Raw genomic sequence first — 15,237 nt, forward strand, 5'->3', positions numbered from 1 at the left:
GGATACTAAAGAGGCGAGTGGGATGAAATGACGACCCGAACGATTGCGCAACCGAAAAAAATATTACCGCCGCCGGCGATAACGCCCTGCCCGATGCTTACCTTTGTCGAGCTGGTGGCCGGCAAATGGGCCATTCCCATCCTCTACCGGCTGATCGTTATCGACGCCCCGGTGCGTTTTGGCGAACTGCAGCGCGGGGTCTACCCCATCACGCAAAAGGAGCTGACGCGTCAGCTGCGCGCGTTTGAAACCAAGGGCCTGGTGCGGCGTACCGCGTTCGCCGAAATCCCGCCCCGGGTTGAATATCAGGTCACCGCCCTGGGTAAGACGCTGAAGGCGCCGCTACAGTCCCTGGCCGCGTGGGTCGACGCGCACCAGGAGGATTTACAGGCCGGCGCCGGCCTAGAGCGCCGCGCGGGGCAGATCGCTTAGCCGGGAGGTATAGGCCGGCGACAACATGTCGCGTTTCATTTGCCAGTCCCGGCGGATGCCCTGGCCGGCAAACCAGATTTGCCCCCGGCCCGAGCGGTTGACCTTATCCAGGGTCGCCATCAGCGCCTCGGCGTTAACGTGCGGCTTATACCGGTCGAACAGGCCGAGCTGCGCCACGCCCCGGTCATAAAAATCGCCCAGCACGACGCCGGCCTTCAGATAACGCCGATCGTCCAGCCACAGGCTATCCAGGCAGGCCGTCGCCTGGGCGATGATATCCCGGGAATCGTTGGTCGGGACGGGAATGCGGCCGGTGGCCTGGTTGGCGTAATAGATTTCGCCGGCCGCGTGCGGACTGGTGCGCACAAAGACCGCGACCTGCCGGCAAAACTGGTTTTCCCCGCGCAGTTTTTCCGCCGCGCGCGCGGCATAACTGCATACCGCCTCGCGCATATCCTGGTAACGGGTGATACGGGAACTGAAGCTGCGGCTGCAGATAATCTGCTGCTTCACCGCCGGCATTTCCTCCACCTCCAGGCAGGGTTCGCCGCGCAGCTCACGCACCGTGCGCTCCAGCACCACGCTGAAATTATTACGGATAAACGCCGGATGGGAATCCGCCAGTTGCAGCGCCGTGCCGATCCCCATCGCCCGCAGCGTTTTGCCCAGCCGGCGTCCTATGCCCCACACCTCCTCCACCGGCATCAGCGCCATCAGCTTACGCTGGCGCAGCGGCGAGGACAGATCCACCACGCCGCCGGTTTTGCTCCACTGCTTGGCGGCGTGGTTGGCAAGCTTTGCCAGCGTTTTACTGGGCGCAATACCCACCCCCGAATGCAGATGCGTGCACTGCAACAGGGTTTGCTGTACCTCGCGGCCAAACTGTTCCAGCGCCCTGCAATGGCCGACGCCGGTGAGATTGAGAAAGGCCTCGTCGATACTGTAGATCTCAACCGCCGGCGCCATGTCCTCCAGCAGGGTCATCACCCGATGCGACATATCGGCATACAGGGCATAGTTGCTGGAAAACACCGCCACGCCATGTTGTTCAAGCAGCCGGCGAATCTTGAAATAGGGCGCGGCCATAGCAACGCCAAGGCGTTTGGCGGCGGCGGAACGGGCGATAACGCAGCCGTCGTTGTTGCTCAGCACCACCACCGGGCGCCCGCGCAATTCCGGCCGGAATACGGTTTCACACGAAGCGTAGAACGAATTGATATCCACCAGCGCGTACATGGCTACAGCGCCGCGTAGATGATAAACGTCACCACGCCGAAGATTTCCACCTGGCTGTCTTCGGTAATGGGAATGGGCGCGAAGGCGGGATTCATCGGCATCAGCCGCGCGCGGGGATGAAGCTGCAGGCGTTTCACGGTAAAGCCGCCGTCGACGGAGGCGATAACAATATTGCCGTGGTCGGGTTTAAGGGCGCTGTCCACCACCAGGATATCCCCTTCACGGATATTGCCCTCAATCATCGATTCACCCGTGGCGCGGACAAAATAGGTGCTGGCCGGATGGCGCACGCAGATGGCGTTGATATCCAGGCGATGTTCAACATAATCCTGCGCCGGGCTGGGGAACCCCGCAGCGACTTTATCGCCAAAAAACGGCAGCGGTACGCCGATGCCCAACGCCGCGGGATAAATCTTCATAACGGCCACTCCATATACTGTATTTACATACAGTATAGATGCGACCGGGGGAACATGTGAAGCTGGAAAAACCACGGCGGCGACAAACGGCTGATAATCATTGGATTTAAGATCACGCGTGGCTGGCGCCCATGCGCCGGCCTGGCGCCGCATATTTGTATGATAAAACGAGACGTAACTCATACTTTTGGTTCTTAAAAACCCTTTTTGTTATGCGACTTTGTTCGGGAACAAGTTTTTCCGCCTGTTTTTCGCGCATTATGCTCCCATGAATTGTAACCCCAGTAACTATCAGGCTTTATAGGATTGCGGGCTGCAACGCTTTGTGTGTGCAATGTGACGGGTGAGAGATGAAGAACAAGACATTAACCCTGCTTGGCGAAGCCGCCATCAGCCGGCGCAGCCTGGTGAAAGGCGGCGTGGCGACCGGGGGATTGCTGTTGGCCAGCAGCGCGCTGCAGCTCCCTTTCCTGTTCGCCCGGGCGGCCGTTACCCCGGCAACGACCGCGGGAACGGCCGATAAGGTGGTCTGGAGCATGTGTTCGGTTAATTGCGGCAGCCGCTGCGCGCTCAGGCTGCATGTGCGCGACGACGAGGTGTATTGGGTGGAAACCGATAACACCGGCCAGGATGAATACGGCGATCATCAGGTGCGCGCCTGCCTGCGCGGCCGCTCCATGCGCCGGCGGATGAACCATCCGGAACGGCTGAAATATCCGATGAAGCGCGTGGGCGAACGCGGCGAAGGCAAATTCCAGCGCATCAGCTGGGATGAAGCGCTGGACGCCATCGCCGATAATCTCAAGCGTATCGTCAAGGATTACGGCAACGAAGCGGTGTATATCAATTATTCCTCCGGCGCCACCGGCGCCAATTTCGCCCGCTCGTCACCGTCGGGCTCGCTTATCACCCGCCTGATGAACTGCTACGGCGGCTACCTCAATCAGTACGGTACCTATAGCACCGCCCAGATCAATGCCGCCATGCCCTACACCTACGGCAGCAACGAGGGCAACAGCACCTCGGATATCGTTAATACCAAACTGGTGGTGATGTTCGGCAACAACCCGGCGGAAACCCGCATGAGCGGCGCCGGCATTACCTACCATCTTGAGCAGGCGCGCGAGCGCTCCAACGCGCGCATGATCGTTATCGATCCGCGCTATACCGATACCGCCGCCGGGCGCGAGGATGAATGGATCCCCATTCGCCCCGGCACCGACGCGGCGCTGGTGTCGGCGATCGCCTGGGTATTGATCAGTGAAAATCTGGTGGATCAGGCGTTTCTGGATACCTACTGCGTCGGTTACGACGAAAAAACCCTGCCGGCCGGCGCGCCGGCCAACGGCCACTACAAAGCCTATATCCTCGGCCAGGGCGACGACGGCATCGCCAAGACGCCGGAGTGGGCGGAGAGGATCACCAGTATCCCCCGCGATCGGATCATCAAGCTGGCGCGTGAAATCGGCGCGACCAAACCGGCTTATATTTGCCAGGGCTGGGGGCCGCAGCGCCAGGCCAACGGCGAGCAGACCGCGCGCGCCATCGCCATGCTGCCGATCCTCACCGGCAACGTGGGCATTAACGGCGGCAACAGCGGCGCCCGCGAGTCCACCTACACCATTACCATCGAACGGCTGCCGGTATTGACCAATCCGGTGAAAACCCAGATCCCGGTATTTTTATGGACCGACGCCATCTCACGCGGCAAGGAAATGACGGCGTTAAAAGACGGCATAAAAGGCAAGGACCGGCTCGACGTGCCGATTAAATTTATCTGGAACTATGCCGGCAATACCCTGGTCAACCAGCATTCGGATATCAATCGCACCCATGAAGTCCTGAAAAACGAGCGCGATTGCGAAATGATCGTGGTGATTGAAAACTTTATGACCTCATCGGCGAAATACGCCGACATCCTGTTGCCGGACCTGATGACCACCGAACAGGAGGATATCGTCCCCAACGATTACGCCGCCAATATGGGGTATCTGATTTTCGGCCAGCCCGCCACCTCGGCAAAATTCGAGCGCCGCTCGATTTACCAGATCACCAGCGATATCGCGCGGCGCCTCGGCGCGGATGTGGCGCAAAAATTTACCGAAGGGCGCACCCAGTCCGAATGGCTGCAATTTTTATATGCCAAGATGCTGGCCAAGGACCCGCAACTGCCGTCCTATGAGCAGTTAAAAGCCCAAGGCATCTATAAACGCCAGGATCCCGACGGCCACTTTGTCGCCTACCGTAAATTCCGCGCGGACCCGGCGGCCAATCCGCTGAAAACCCCTTCCGGCAAAATTGAAATCTATTCGGCGGCATTGGCGCAGCTGGCCGCCACCTGGCAACTGCAGGCGGATGAAAGCATCAGTCCGCTGCCCCGGTATGTCCCCACCTTCGAGGGCTGGGACGATCCGCTGCGCGCGCGTTTTCCGCTGCAGATGGCCGGTTTCCACTATAAGGCGCGCACCCACTCCAGCTACGGCAATATCGACGTGCTGCGGGCCGCCTGTCCGCAGGAGGTGTGGATCAATCCTATCGACGCCGAAAGCCGGGGCATTCGCAACGGCGATAAGGTGCGGGTCTTTAACGACCGGGGCGAGATCAGGATCGACGCCAAGGTAACGCCGCGCATCCTGCCCGGCGTGACGGCCGTCAGCCAGGGCGCCTGGCATCAGGCCGATATGGCCGGGGATAAAATCGATCACGGCGGCTGCATCAATACCCTGACCACGCAGCGTCCATCGCCGCTGGCCAAGGGCAATCCGCAGCATACCAACCTGATACAGATCGAAAAGGTGTAGTGAATGAGCACGCAATACGGTTTTTATATTGATTCGAGTCGCTGCACCGGCTGCAAGACCTGCGAGCTGGCCTGCAAGGATTACAAGAACCTGGGGCCGGATGTCAGTTTCCGCCGCATCTATGAGTATGCCGGCGGCACCTGGCAGGCGGACGGCGCCGGCTATCGCCAGGATGTGTTCGCTTATTACCTGTCCATCGCCTGTAATCATTGCGAGGATCCCGCCTGCGTCAAAGTGTGCCCGAGCGGCGCCATGCACAAAGGCGAAGACGGCTTTGTGGTAGTCAACGAGGACATTTGTATCGGCTGCCGCTATTGTCATATGGCCTGTCCCTACGGCGCGCCGCAGTTTAACGAGGCCAAGGGGCATATGACCAAATGCGACGGCTGCCATGAGCGCGTGGCGGTGGGACAAAAACCTGTCTGCGTGGAATCCTGCCCGCTGCGCGCGCTGGATTTGGCGCCTATCGGCGAACTGCGCGACAAGTATGGCGACCTGGCCGACGTGGCGCCGCTGCCGGCGGCGCATTTCACCATGCCCAACCTGGTGATCAAAGCCAATGCCAATTGCCGCCCGCAGGGCGACACCACCGGCTTTCTCGCCAATCCAAAGGAGGTGTGATATGGGTAACGGATGGCATGAATGGCCGCTGATGTTTTTTACCGTGGCGGGCCAGAGCGTAATCGGCGGTTATCTGGTGATGGCCATGGTGCTGCTGGCCGGCAACCTGACGGTGCAGCAGGCGCGGCGGGTGCATCTGGCCATGTTTTTCCTGTGGCTGCTGATGGGGCTGGGATTTATCGCCTCGATGATGCACCTGGGCTCGCCGATGCGCGCCATGAACGCGCTTAACCGCCTGGGCGCCTCGCCGCTGAGCAATGAAATCGCCACCGGTTCGCTGTTTTTCGCCCTCGGCGGCATCTACTGGCTGATGGCGGTGTTTAACCACATGCCCCGGGCGCTTAACAAGATCTGGCTGGTGATTACCGCGCTGTCGGGCCTGGTATTTCTTTATGCCATGGGCCGGGTCTATATGATTGATACCGTGCCCACCTGGGATAATATCTATACCCCGCTCGGCTTTGTGCTGACGGTGTTTATCGGCGGCCCGCTGCTGGGCTACCTGCTGCTGCAGGCCGCGGGCATCCGCGGGCCGGGCTGGCGCTACCTGCCCTGGATAAGCGTTATCGCGGTGATGATAAGCGTGGCGGCGGTGATGATGCAGGCCGCCGGGCTGGCCGCGATCCACAGTTCGGTGCAGCAGGCCTCGGCGCTTATCCCCGACTATGGCCTGCTGATGGCCGGACGGGTGCTGCTGCTGGCGCTGGGCCTCGCCTGCTGGCTGTGGCCGGTGGCGCGCGGCAACACGCCGCCGCTGGCGGGACTTACGCTGGGCCTGGTGCTGGTGCTCGGCGGCGAACTGATCGGCCGGGCGGTATTTTACGGCCTGCATATGACCGTGGGCATGGCGATTGCCGGTTAGGGGCGATGATATGAATGATGTGAATATGGCCCTGACCGGGCGCACGCTGGGGGCCTTGCTGTATTATCCGCCCCTGTCGGCGCCCAACGCCGGCCTGCTGAAAGCGCTGGCGGCCCCGGGCTGGGAGCGGGAATGGCCTGTCGAGAGCGGCGTCGAAGACGCGGCGGCGCTGATTCGCCAGGGCCTGGCCGCGCCTTGGCATGACGCTTTGGAGGAGACCTTTCAAAATCTGTTTATCGGCCCCTATGCCCTGCCCGCCCCGCCCTGGGGATCGGTCTATCTCGATAAGGAAAGCGTGCTGTTTGGGGAATCCACCGTGGCGCTGCGCCGCTGGCTGGCGCAGGAAGGCATCGCCTCCCGGCAGCAGGACGGCGAGCCGGAGGACCATATCGGCCTGCTGCTGATGCTGGCCGCCTGGCTGGCGGAAAATAATGAAAGCGTGCTGGACGCCCTGCTGGCGCAGCATATATTGCCCTGGTCGGGACGCTACCTGGCATTGCTGGAACAAGGCACGGAGCATCCGTTCTACCGGGGCGTGGCGCGCCTGGCCAGCCTGACGCTGGGCGACTGGCGAAGCAGGCGGAATCTGCAATCACCGGAGAGGGAGTTATACCGTTAACGGCCGCGCGATGAGGCCGTTTTACCGTCAACAGCACCGGATGCCAAAGCGGGTTATGCGTTTTTGACTGTAAGCCCCGGTACATTGCGGTCGCCTTCGAAACGGGCGCTGCCTTTCAATATAACGGTGCATTCATCCCCGTCAAACCTCAATGATTTCACCACTGCGTCATTTTCTATCGTTATGCTATTTTCTTGTGGTTGAGTTATGCGTCCGCTGGTAAAATCGTGATTTTGTGTGCTGAACCTAATATTATTTACCCCAACAAGGTTTAAGTTTCCGGGGGGGAAGTTAACGCCACTAACAATGATATTTATATTGCCAGAGTTGACTCCATTAATACTAATGATTTTTTGGTAATTAGAGTTAATAAAATTTTCTTCTATATTAGACTTTTTCATATAGACTTCATTAACGATTGAGTTAGCACCGATAGTGACATTATTCGAGCATATTTCCAACGTTTTATCTATGACAGAGTCTTTTATTGAAAAAACGCCTGCAGTAATGACATCACCTTTTACATGGCTTTTGTTTTCAAGTGACAAATTACCACTGGCGGTAGTCACACTGTCCGCAATGGAGTTATTAAGCGTAACCTTGCCTGACATTGATTTTATAAATCCGGCCTTTTCGACATTTTTTAAATTAATTTTTCCAGAGTCGGTTTCGACGTTAGACAGAATAACATGTTCACAGCTGATTTTTCCTGATTGAGATTGAACATTACAGTGGATATCTCCTTCAGAGATGGATATAGCACCGCTTTGGCTTTTGATATAAATGTCGTTATTACCCGCGCGAGTAAAACAGTTATGCAAATTTATTTTTTCGCAACCCGTTTCGATTACACTTTTTATTTCCTCGCCTGTAAGGTTGACAGAGTTACCTGAATTGTTTTTTATGATGATGACGTTACTGAGTTGAAAAGACTCATATTGGAAATTCACATTCATATATTAGCATCCTTAAATAAATCAAACGGTTCAACTATATATATTTAATGGCCATTATCAAAAAATAAGCACATAATCTGACTATTTCATAATAATCGTGGAATTATAGCCAATCCTGGCTAAACCTTGATTAAATAACCTAAATGCTACCGGTAGCTTTACATTCCCAGCGGCGTTTTCACGTTCGCCGTTCCCCGGTATGTCGCTCGCGATTGAGTGTTGTCGCGCACAATGTTAAGTTTTAAGGCGACATTGCAAAACACAACCAGAAACAGGGGCGCTATGGCCCCGGTGATTTATAACATTGCACGGCAATAGGATATGATCAGCATGGCGCCTCGCTCCGCATTACGCGACCTCTCGTTTTCCGCCGTCATCGCCGGTTTTATCGCCGTACTGGTGGGCTATGCCAGCTCGGCGGCCATTGTGTTTCAGGCGCTCCAGGCCACGGGGGCCAGCGTTGAGCAAATCGGCGGCTGGCTGACGATGCTGGGCCTGGGAATGGGCATAACCTCGCTGGGCCTGTCGCTGTATTACCGCGCGCCGATCCTCACCGCCTGGTCGACGCCCGGCGCGGCGCTGCTGGTCACCAGCCTGCCGGGCTACTCGATTAACGAGGCCGTCGGCGTCTTTATCTTTGCCTGCGCACTGATTTTACTGTGTGGCGTGACCGGGCTGTTCGCCCGGCTGATGCAGCATATTCCGCAAGCGATTTCGGCGGCGATGCTGGCGGGAATTTTGCTGCGTTTCGGACTGGATGCGTTTATCGCGCTGCAAAGTCATTTTGTGCTGGCGGCGGGCATGTGCCTGGCCTTTTTCCTGACGCGGCGCCTGGCGCCGCGCTATGCCGTCGTGGCGGCGCTTGGCGTCGGCCTGGCCGTTGCCGGCCTGCAGGGCCAGATTGCCTTCGCCGGTAAGCCGCTGACCTTCGCCGCCCCGCATTTTATCATGCCGCATTTTACCCTCTCCGCGCTGATGGGCGTCGGCATGCCGTTTTTTCTGGTGACCATGGCCTCGCAAAACGCGCCGGGCATCGCCACCCTGAAAGCCGCCGGCTATCGCGTGCCGACCTCGCCGCTGATCGCCTGGACGGGGCTGGCGTCGCTGATCCTGGCGCCCTTGGGCGGGTTTTCCATATGCATCGCCGCGATTACCGCCGCCATTTGCATGAGCCCGGAGGCCCATCCCGACCCCGCGCGCCGGTATATGGCCGCCGCCGCCGCGGGCGCGGCCTATCTGCTGGCCGGGCTGTTCGGCGGCTCCATCGGCATGGTGTTCGGCGCCCTGCCCGCGGCGCTTATCCATACCATCGCCGGGCTGGCGCTGCTGAGCACCATTGCCGGCAGCCTGCATCGCGCCCTGCTGGAAGAGACGCACCGGGATGCCGCTATCGTCACCTTTTTACTGACCGCGTCCGGCGTCGGTTTTTTCGGCATCGGCAGCGCTTTTTGGGGACTGGCGGGGGGGATTATCACCTGGGGTATCCTGGCGCTGCCGGGTAAGACAAAATAAGCGGAAACACGCCTCGCCGCCGGTACCGGTAGCGACATTCCTCGCGTCGCTAAGTCGTTGGCGTCCGCCGCCGCCGGCGGTGGATACCGGCATCATCGGGCCGCATCGCGATGACCCGGCTGGCTCATCGCGGGTATTATATGGCCGCCGATCGTGGCGTCACGCCGCTTAGCCTTTGGCCTCCTTATCCAGTAGCAGCCGTTTGCGGTCCACCCCCCAGCGATAGCCGGATAACGCCCCGTCGCTGCGCACCACCCGATGGCAGGGTATGGCCACCGCCAGCATATTGGCGGCGCAGGCGCCCGCCACGGCGCGCACCGCGGCGGGCGAACCGATGCGTTTCGCCACCTCCAGGTAGCTGGCCGTGCGCCCGGGCGGGATATCCCGCAGGGCCTGCCAGACGCGCTGCTGGAAGGCGGTGCCGCGAATATCCAGCGGCAGGTCCAGGCCAAGGGCCGGCGCATCGACAAACCCCACCACCAGCGCCATCCGCCGGGCAAAGGCCTCATCGTCCCCCGCCAGCGCCGCGTGGGGGAAGGTATCCTGCAACTGTTCCACCAGCCGCTGCGCATCGTCGCCCAACAGGATGGCGCAGATGCCGCGCGCGCTCTGGGCGACCAGGATATCACCCAGCGAGCAACGCCCGACCGCAAAGACGATAGCAACGCCCTTCCCTCCCGCCCGGTAAGCGGTGGGCGTCATCCCCAGCAGCGCATCGGCTCCGGCGTAAAAACGGCCCTGGGAGTTAAAGCCGGACTCCAGCACCGCGTCGGTCACCGAGGCGTCGCCCGCAAGCCGTTGCCGCACCCGCTGGTTACGCCGGGCCACGGCATAGGCTTTCGGCGTCAGGCCGGTAACGGACTTAAATAACCGGTGGAAATGGAACGGGCTTAAGGCGGCCTGTTGCGCCAGCTCCGCCAGTGTCGGCATCCCCTCAGCCCCGTCAATATAACGGCAGGCCAGCTGGATTTTCGCCGCCTGTTCCGCCGCTAGCGAAGGCCGGCCCTGGCGGCAGCGTTTGCAGGGACGGAAGCCCGCCCGCAACGCGTCTTCGGCATTGGCGAAAAACAGCACATTCGCCGCCAGAGGCAGGCGCGACGGGCAGGATGGCGAGCAGAATATCCCAGTGGTCCTGACGGCATAAACAAACCGGCCGTCGGCGGCTTTATCGCGCGCGACGATGGCCTGCCAGCGCGGGTCCTGCTCGGTGGGTATCATGGATGCAGTGTTACCTGGTTTCATGGCAAAGCCCCTTTGGTTTCATCATATCGCTACGGCCAGGTGGTGACCAGACTGATGATTAGGGTGGCATGCCCGCGGCGGTTAAACCCCCTGAAGCTTGCTTTTTAATGTATGCCGTTATGCCAATGGCTTTTATCGCCATGCCCGCGCCGGCATTATGCAAGACGCCCGTCGCGCATGGTCAGCACCCGGTTGGCATAACTCGACGCCTCCTGCGAATGCGTCACCATCACCACGGTCGTGCCTTCCCGGTTGATGTTTTTCAGCTGTTCCAGCACGTCGCGGCTGTTCTTACTGTCCAGGTTGCCGGTGGGTTCATCCGCCAGTATCAGGCCGGGGCGGGACACCATGGCGCGGGCAATGGCCACCCGCTGCTGCTGGCCGCCGGACAGCTGCGCCGGATAATGCCCGGCGCGATGCGTCAGGCCGAATACCGCCAGGATCTGATCAACCCGCCGCCGGCGCTCCGCCTTCGCCACGCCGCGGTATTTCAGCGGCAGAACCACGTTGTCATAGACCGACATGGAAGGGATCAGGTTAAACGATTGGAATATATAGCCGATAAGCCGCCGTCGTAAGGCGATTTTCTGCGCATAACCCAGGGCGGCGACGTTTTCGCCGGCCAGGGTCAGACGGCCTTCATCAAGGGGTTCGAACATTCCCAGCACGTTCAGCAGGGTGGATTTGCCTGAACCGGACGGCCCCATGACGGCAAGAAAGTCACCCGCCCCGACGTTAAGGCTTACCGCGTTCAGCGCCAGGGTCTTGATGGTCTTGGTGGTGTAGAACTTACCGCCTCTTTCCAGGGTAATCATATCAATCAAACTCAATGATATTGGATTTTTCGTAATCATTATCCGCGAAGGTCACCACCCGTTGCCCTTCGGCAAGCCCGCCGAGTATTTCCGCCTGTGCCGCGCCCTGCCGCTTTAACCGCACCGGCGTCTTAACCGCCCGCCGATCGTTTTCATCAAACACATAGACCAGCGCCTGGCCCTCGTTGAAAAACACCGCTTCGGAAGGGACGAGCAGCGCGTCCTGCTGCGTACTCAGAAACACATGCAGATCGATGGATTGCCCGCGCTTCAGGGCAATCTGCTGGGGCTGGGACGGCCGGAGCCTGGCCTTGAACTTACCGTTGTCCACCGCCGAGGATACCGATTCAATGGCCAGGGGGATTTCGATGCCGCCGGCCTGCGCCATGACATTGGCCTGGGGCTTGATTTTATCCAGGTAATATTCACTGAAATCGGCTTCAAAGTAGTAGGAATGCAGGTTGTCGACCATGGTAACCTTGTCGCCGGGTTTAATCTGCTGGCCGATTTTGATATCCAGCGATGAGAGGGTGCCGTCGATGGGCGAGACGATAATCAGCTGCTCCAGGCCGCCCTTGATCAAATCCACCAGTTTGCCCAGGCGTTTGATGGAGCGATCAATTTCCTGGAACTGCTGCGGCAGTATTTGGTCCTGCTGCCGATCGTGTCCGGACAAAATGGCGCAGGTTTTTTCCCAATGCGCTAACTCATCCAGCAGGTCTTCATATTTAGCCTTTTCGATAATGGCTTTTTCAAACAGCTTTTTATTGCGCCGGATGTCCTTGACCAGCTTCTGCCGGTTGTAATGGGATTTCTGCAGCTCAAGCTTGGTGTCGCGGCTGTTGCGTTCCAATAACATGCGCATATTGCGCAGATTATTGATCTGTTCGGTGGCGTCGGCGATGCGCGAGGTGACCTGCAGGACAAAATCATAATTGGACAGGCGGGCGATAATTTCGCCTTTTTTGACATAATCGGAAGAGGCTTTATAGATATCGACCACCTTCCCTCCGCGCTCCGTGGAAACGATAACGCTTTCGTTGGGGAGGGCGATGGCGCGGGTAACCAGGGTGTCGGTATAGGCCCCGCGCGTCACCGGATGCAAGGCCACGCTCGCCAACGGCAGGCGCAGGTAATTATCGGTGGTGGCCAGCTTATAGAGCCCTGCGCACAGCAGGATCAACAGCGCGGCGGCGATCCAGGCGATCCATCCGGCGCCCGGAAGCAGGGCGGGCTTTTTATCCAGTTTTACGTCCATAGCCGTGGCCCTCGCCGCAGGCGCGCCAGCCGGCCGCCACCGGCCAGCAGGGTCGCGACCATCACCGCCATCACCGCCAGGCCCAGGAGCATCAGGGCGGCGAAGGCATAGGTAAGGGCCAGACCGGTGACCACGTCGAATTGGCCCAGCCAGCGCCGCAGGAGCACAACCCCGATGCCGAGGGATAGCGACAACGTCAGCGTCAGCGCCAGCATGTTTTGCCGCAGGAAAAAGACCGCGCTGGTAGACACCGAGCCGCCCACCGCCGCCATGATCATCAGGGTCTGATTGAGCCGCCGGGCCTCCGACAGCCCGATGACCATCGCGCTGACCAGCATCAGGAACAGGGAAAGAGAAGCCACCAGCCTGATGACGTCCTGGATCAACAGGCTGTTTTTATAGTGTTCGGCATGCAGCTCTTCCACCGTGCGCACCTGCAGGTCCGCCAGGCCATAACCGCTGAGCGCGGAGATGATGCGATCCCGTTGCGCCGCGGTGGAAAACCCGATAGCGGCATACTTTTCCACCCGATCGTTAATGAACAGCATCAGCGGCGGCGGCTGGCGGGTACGCTCGCCCGGATAAAAGTTATCGACGACGCGCAGCACGCGCAGCCGGCGCCTCCCGCCGTCCACCTCGGCGTAGAAGGTCGTGTTAAGCGCTTCATCATAGGAAGACAGCCCCATCAGCCCGATAAAGGCCCGGGTGGCAATCACATGGCGCACCGCCGGATCGGCGCTTACGGCAATGGCATTTTCTCCGCCGCCCAGGGTTTCAAGGCCCCATACCCGGGTAAAGTGAGGGTCGACGTCGAGAGCGCTGACGGTCACGAACTGATCCTTGGCCTGCTGGCGGGCATGCTGGATAATGAGCGCGGTAGGCGTCATATCAAACGGGCGCCAGTTGCTCAAGGCGATATTGGCGCTGCCGGCGTCCTCTTTGAGGCGGTTTTGCAGCGCGCGCACGCTTTCAAGCGAATGGAGCCGTTCGCTGGGTTCAAACGTCAGCAGGTTCTTTTGGCGATAGCCGAAATCGGCTTGCATGACGTAACGGTTCTGCGCCGCCGTACCGGCCCAGGAGTAGACCAGGACGCCCGAGATCAGCAGTTGCGTCACCAGGGTAAGCCGGTTGAGGTAATAGGCCGCGGTGGTTTCGTGGCGGTGATTTGCCCGTCCCGCGCCGGCGGATACAACAAAACAGCAGAAATAAAGCACATGCGCGGCGATCACCACGCAGCCGATAAGCAGCAGCACCGCCAGGAACAGCGCGGCCAGCAATACGGCGCTGTGATGTGATATCAGCGCCAGGACGTAAGGCGACATGGCGGACGCCCCGAACAATATCAACAGCGCCAGCGCGCAGATGACGGCAAACTGCGGCACGATAACCGCCACCGACTCGGCGGCAAGCTGTTTATCCGACGCGCCCAGCGCGCGTTTGATATTCAGGCTGCGCCGTTTGGCGGCGTTAATGATGGCATTGACGTTAAAATAGTTTACCGCCGTGGTCAGCAGCACAAACAACGCGGCCGCATACAGGGCATGCAGCAAGGGTTTGGCGATAGTCGCGGCCATGTCATCGGCATAACCGTCGTCATAATGCATCTGCTGGATAGGTTTGGCGCGCAGGTGAATGAATGCCGTGGGAGTAATGGGCGTCCCGGATAGCGGCGGGGCGTGAAGCCCGACCAGTTTATCCAGCAGAGCGTTATCAAACGGCGCGGCCGGGGCGGTCCTGATAAAAATAAACAGGTGGCTGTGATACCAGTCTCTCCGCTTATCGTGATAACCCGCCATCGCCGCCGGTGAGAAGGCAATGACCGCCGGCATATCGATGCTGCTGTCGGAACGGGGTTCAAGCACGCCCTTGATCACAAACCGGCCTTTGTCGCCCAGATCGATAGTCTTGCCCACGGGGGACGCCAGGCCGAGATACCGGCGGTTAAAGGCCGGCGTGATATAAATTTCGTTCGCCGCAAGCAAGGCGGGGGCTTGGCGGTAGGGATTGAGCTGCGTCAGGAAGCCTGCGCTGACCGCGAACACCGGTACGCGATGGACAAACCGCCCCTCGCTGCGAACGGTAGTAAACAGCCGCAGGGCATAGACGACGCGGTCAATCCCCGGTTGTTTGCGCAGCGCGTCAAGCAACGGCAGCGGGGCCTGGGCGGAACGCACCTTATCGCCGTTGGGTGGGCAAAACAGGGTTTCGATGCGGTAAAGGCGTTCAGCGCCGGGATAAAACCGGTCTATTTTAACATCGTCGATAAAGAGCAGCAGAATTAAGAAGGTCGTGGCAAAACCGATGGCGGTAATAACGATCGCCAACAGGGAGGCAACAGGATTGGCTTTTATATCGTTAACAAACTCACTCAGGATCATCAGCGGATTATCTCGGTGGAGGGAGTAAAAAACCACTATGCCTTGCAATATATTATTTAATTTGTCTATTAATTATTAATTACTAT

General features: G+C 59.2%; 13 protein-coding genes. 6 read left to right on the top strand and 7 right to left on the bottom strand.

The genetic code is table 11. The annotated features are described in order from the left end of the window. Window positions 1-27: 27 nt before the first annotated feature. Window positions 28-432, top strand: a complete 405-nt coding sequence (locus tag ACL2XM_RS18360) for a winged helix-turn-helix transcriptional regulator (protein WP_410012259.1) — start codon at window positions 28-30, stop codon at window positions 430-432. Here ACL2XM_RS18360 and umuC read toward each other — a convergent pair. Together umuC and umuD are read right to left on the bottom strand one after the other, a co-directional pair. Next, on the bottom strand, window positions 403-1,668 hold the full coding sequence (umuC, locus tag ACL2XM_RS18365; RefSeq protein ID WP_410012260.1) for a translesion error-prone DNA polymerase V subunit UmuC: 1,266 nt from the start codon (window positions 1,666-1,668) through the stop codon (window positions 403-405). The genes ACL2XM_RS18360 and umuC overlap by 30 nt on opposite strands. 2 nt (window positions 1,669-1,670) lie before the next feature. Beyond that, a complete protein-coding gene (umuD, locus tag ACL2XM_RS18370) occupies window positions 1,671-2,087 on the bottom strand; it encodes a translesion error-prone DNA polymerase V autoproteolytic subunit (protein ID WP_410012261.1) in 417 nt (138 codons plus the stop codon). Window positions 2,088-2,437: 350 nt separating this feature from the next. Here umuD and ACL2XM_RS18375 point away from each other — a divergent pair, with 350 nt between their 5' ends. From ACL2XM_RS18375 to dmsD, 4 genes are read left to right on the top strand one after another with little or no spacing between them, the layout of a single operon-like run. Continuing rightward, window positions 2,438-4,888, top strand: coding sequence for a DmsA/YnfE/YnfF family dimethyl sulfoxide reductase (locus ACL2XM_RS18375; protein WP_410012262.1), 2,451 nt, complete (start codon window positions 2,438-2,440; stop codon window positions 4,886-4,888). Window positions 4,889-4,891: 3 nt separating this feature from the next. After that, entirely contained in the window at window positions 4,892-5,509 is a 618-nt protein-coding gene (locus ACL2XM_RS18380) for a DMSO/selenate family reductase complex B subunit (protein ID WP_410012263.1), read from the top strand. Between the two features lies 1 nt (window position 5,510). Then, entirely contained in the window at window positions 5,511-6,371 is an 861-nt protein-coding gene (locus ACL2XM_RS18385; protein ID WP_410012264.1) for a DmsC/YnfH family molybdoenzyme membrane anchor subunit, read from the top strand. Between the two features lie 10 nt (window positions 6,372-6,381). Then, on the top strand, window positions 6,382-6,990 hold the full coding sequence (gene dmsD, locus ACL2XM_RS18390) for a Tat proofreading chaperone DmsD (RefSeq protein ID WP_410012265.1): 609 nt from the start codon (window positions 6,382-6,384) through the stop codon (window positions 6,988-6,990). Between the two features lie 53 nt (window positions 6,991-7,043). Here the strand turns inward: dmsD and ACL2XM_RS18395 are convergent, their stop codons facing one another. Beyond that, a complete protein-coding gene (locus ACL2XM_RS18395; protein ID WP_410012266.1) occupies window positions 7,044-7,946 on the bottom strand; it encodes a hypothetical protein in 903 nt (300 codons plus the stop codon). Between the two features lie 330 nt (window positions 7,947-8,276). On the opposite strand from ACL2XM_RS18395, the gene ACL2XM_RS18400 reads away from it, so the two are divergent. Further along, complete coding sequence (locus tag ACL2XM_RS18400) at window positions 8,277-9,458, top strand: benzoate/H(+) symporter BenE family transporter (RefSeq protein WP_410012267.1); 1,182 nt, start codon at window positions 8,277-8,279, stop codon at window positions 9,456-9,458. A 168-nt stretch (window positions 9,459-9,626) separates the two neighbouring features. Here ACL2XM_RS18400 and ada read toward each other — a convergent pair whose 3' ends face one another. The 4 genes from ada to darB all read right to left on the bottom strand — a co-directional run bounded on the left by ada (window position 9,627) and on the right by darB (window position 15,151). Beyond that, the gene (gene ada / locus ACL2XM_RS18405) at window positions 9,627-10,700 is read right to left on the bottom strand and encodes a bifunctional DNA-binding transcriptional regulator/O6-methylguanine-DNA methyltransferase Ada (protein ID WP_413722034.1); all 1,074 of its coding nucleotides are present in this window, start codon (window positions 10,698-10,700) and stop codon (window positions 9,627-9,629) included. A gap of 155 nt (window positions 10,701-10,855) precedes the next feature. Next, window positions 10,856-11,515 (bottom strand): darobactin export ABC transporter ATP-binding protein, encoded by a 660-nt coding sequence (gene darD / locus ACL2XM_RS18410; RefSeq protein ID WP_410012269.1) that lies wholly within the window; start codon window positions 11,513-11,515, stop codon window positions 10,856-10,858. Window position 11,516: 1 nt separating this feature from the next. Next, window positions 11,517-12,773 (bottom strand): darobactin export ABC transporter periplasmic adaptor subunit, encoded by a 1,257-nt coding sequence (gene darC, locus ACL2XM_RS18415; protein WP_413731347.1) that lies wholly within the window; start codon window positions 12,771-12,773, stop codon window positions 11,517-11,519. Further along, window positions 12,764-15,151: a darobactin export ABC transporter permease subunit gene (darB, locus tag ACL2XM_RS18420; RefSeq protein ID WP_413731349.1), complete on the bottom strand. Its 2,388-nt coding sequence runs from the start codon at window positions 15,149-15,151 to the stop codon at window positions 12,764-12,766. The genes darC and darB overlap by 10 nt, the downstream gene beginning before the upstream one ends. Window positions 15,152-15,237: the final 86 nt, after the last annotated feature.

The organism is Sodalis sp. RH20 (assembly GCF_047324205.1).
Taxonomy (GTDB): domain Bacteria; phylum Pseudomonadota; class Gammaproteobacteria; order Enterobacterales; family Enterobacteriaceae; genus Acerihabitans.

Coding starts and splice junctions, on each gene's coding strand:
- ACL2XM_RS18360 (WP_410012259.1), top strand. CDS start 28: ATGACGACCCGAACGATTGCGCAACCGAAAAAAATATTACCGCCGCCG.
- umuC (WP_410012260.1), bottom strand. CDS start 1,668: ATGTACGCGCTGGTGGATATCAATTCGTTCTACGCTTCGTGTGAAACC.
- umuD (WP_410012261.1), bottom strand. CDS start 2,087: ATGAAGATTTATCCCGCGGCGTTGGGCATCGGCGTACCGCTGCCGTTT.
- ACL2XM_RS18375 (WP_410012262.1), top strand. CDS start 2,438: ATGAAGAACAAGACATTAACCCTGCTTGGCGAAGCCGCCATCAGCCGG.
- ACL2XM_RS18380 (WP_410012263.1), top strand. CDS start 4,892: ATGAGCACGCAATACGGTTTTTATATTGATTCGAGTCGCTGCACCGGC.
- ACL2XM_RS18385 (WP_410012264.1), top strand. CDS start 5,511: ATGGGTAACGGATGGCATGAATGGCCGCTGATGTTTTTTACCGTGGCG.
- dmsD (WP_410012265.1), top strand. CDS start 6,382: ATGAATGATGTGAATATGGCCCTGACCGGGCGCACGCTGGGGGCCTTG.
- ACL2XM_RS18395 (WP_410012266.1), bottom strand. CDS start 7,946: ATGAATGTGAATTTCCAATATGAGTCTTTTCAACTCAGTAACGTCATC.
- ACL2XM_RS18400 (WP_410012267.1), top strand. CDS start 8,277: ATGGCGCCTCGCTCCGCATTACGCGACCTCTCGTTTTCCGCCGTCATC.
- ada (WP_413722034.1), bottom strand. CDS start 10,700: ATGAAACCAGGTAACACTGCATCCATGATACCCACCGAGCAGGACCCG.
- darD (WP_410012269.1), bottom strand. CDS start 11,515: ATGATTACCCTGGAAAGAGGCGGTAAGTTCTACACCACCAAGACCATC.
- darC (WP_413731347.1), bottom strand. CDS start 12,773: ATGGACGTAAAACTGGATAAAAAGCCCGCCCTGCTTCCGGGCGCCGGA.
- darB (WP_413731349.1), bottom strand. CDS start 15,151: ATGATCCTGAGTGAGTTTGTTAACGATATAAAAGCCAATCCTGTTGCC.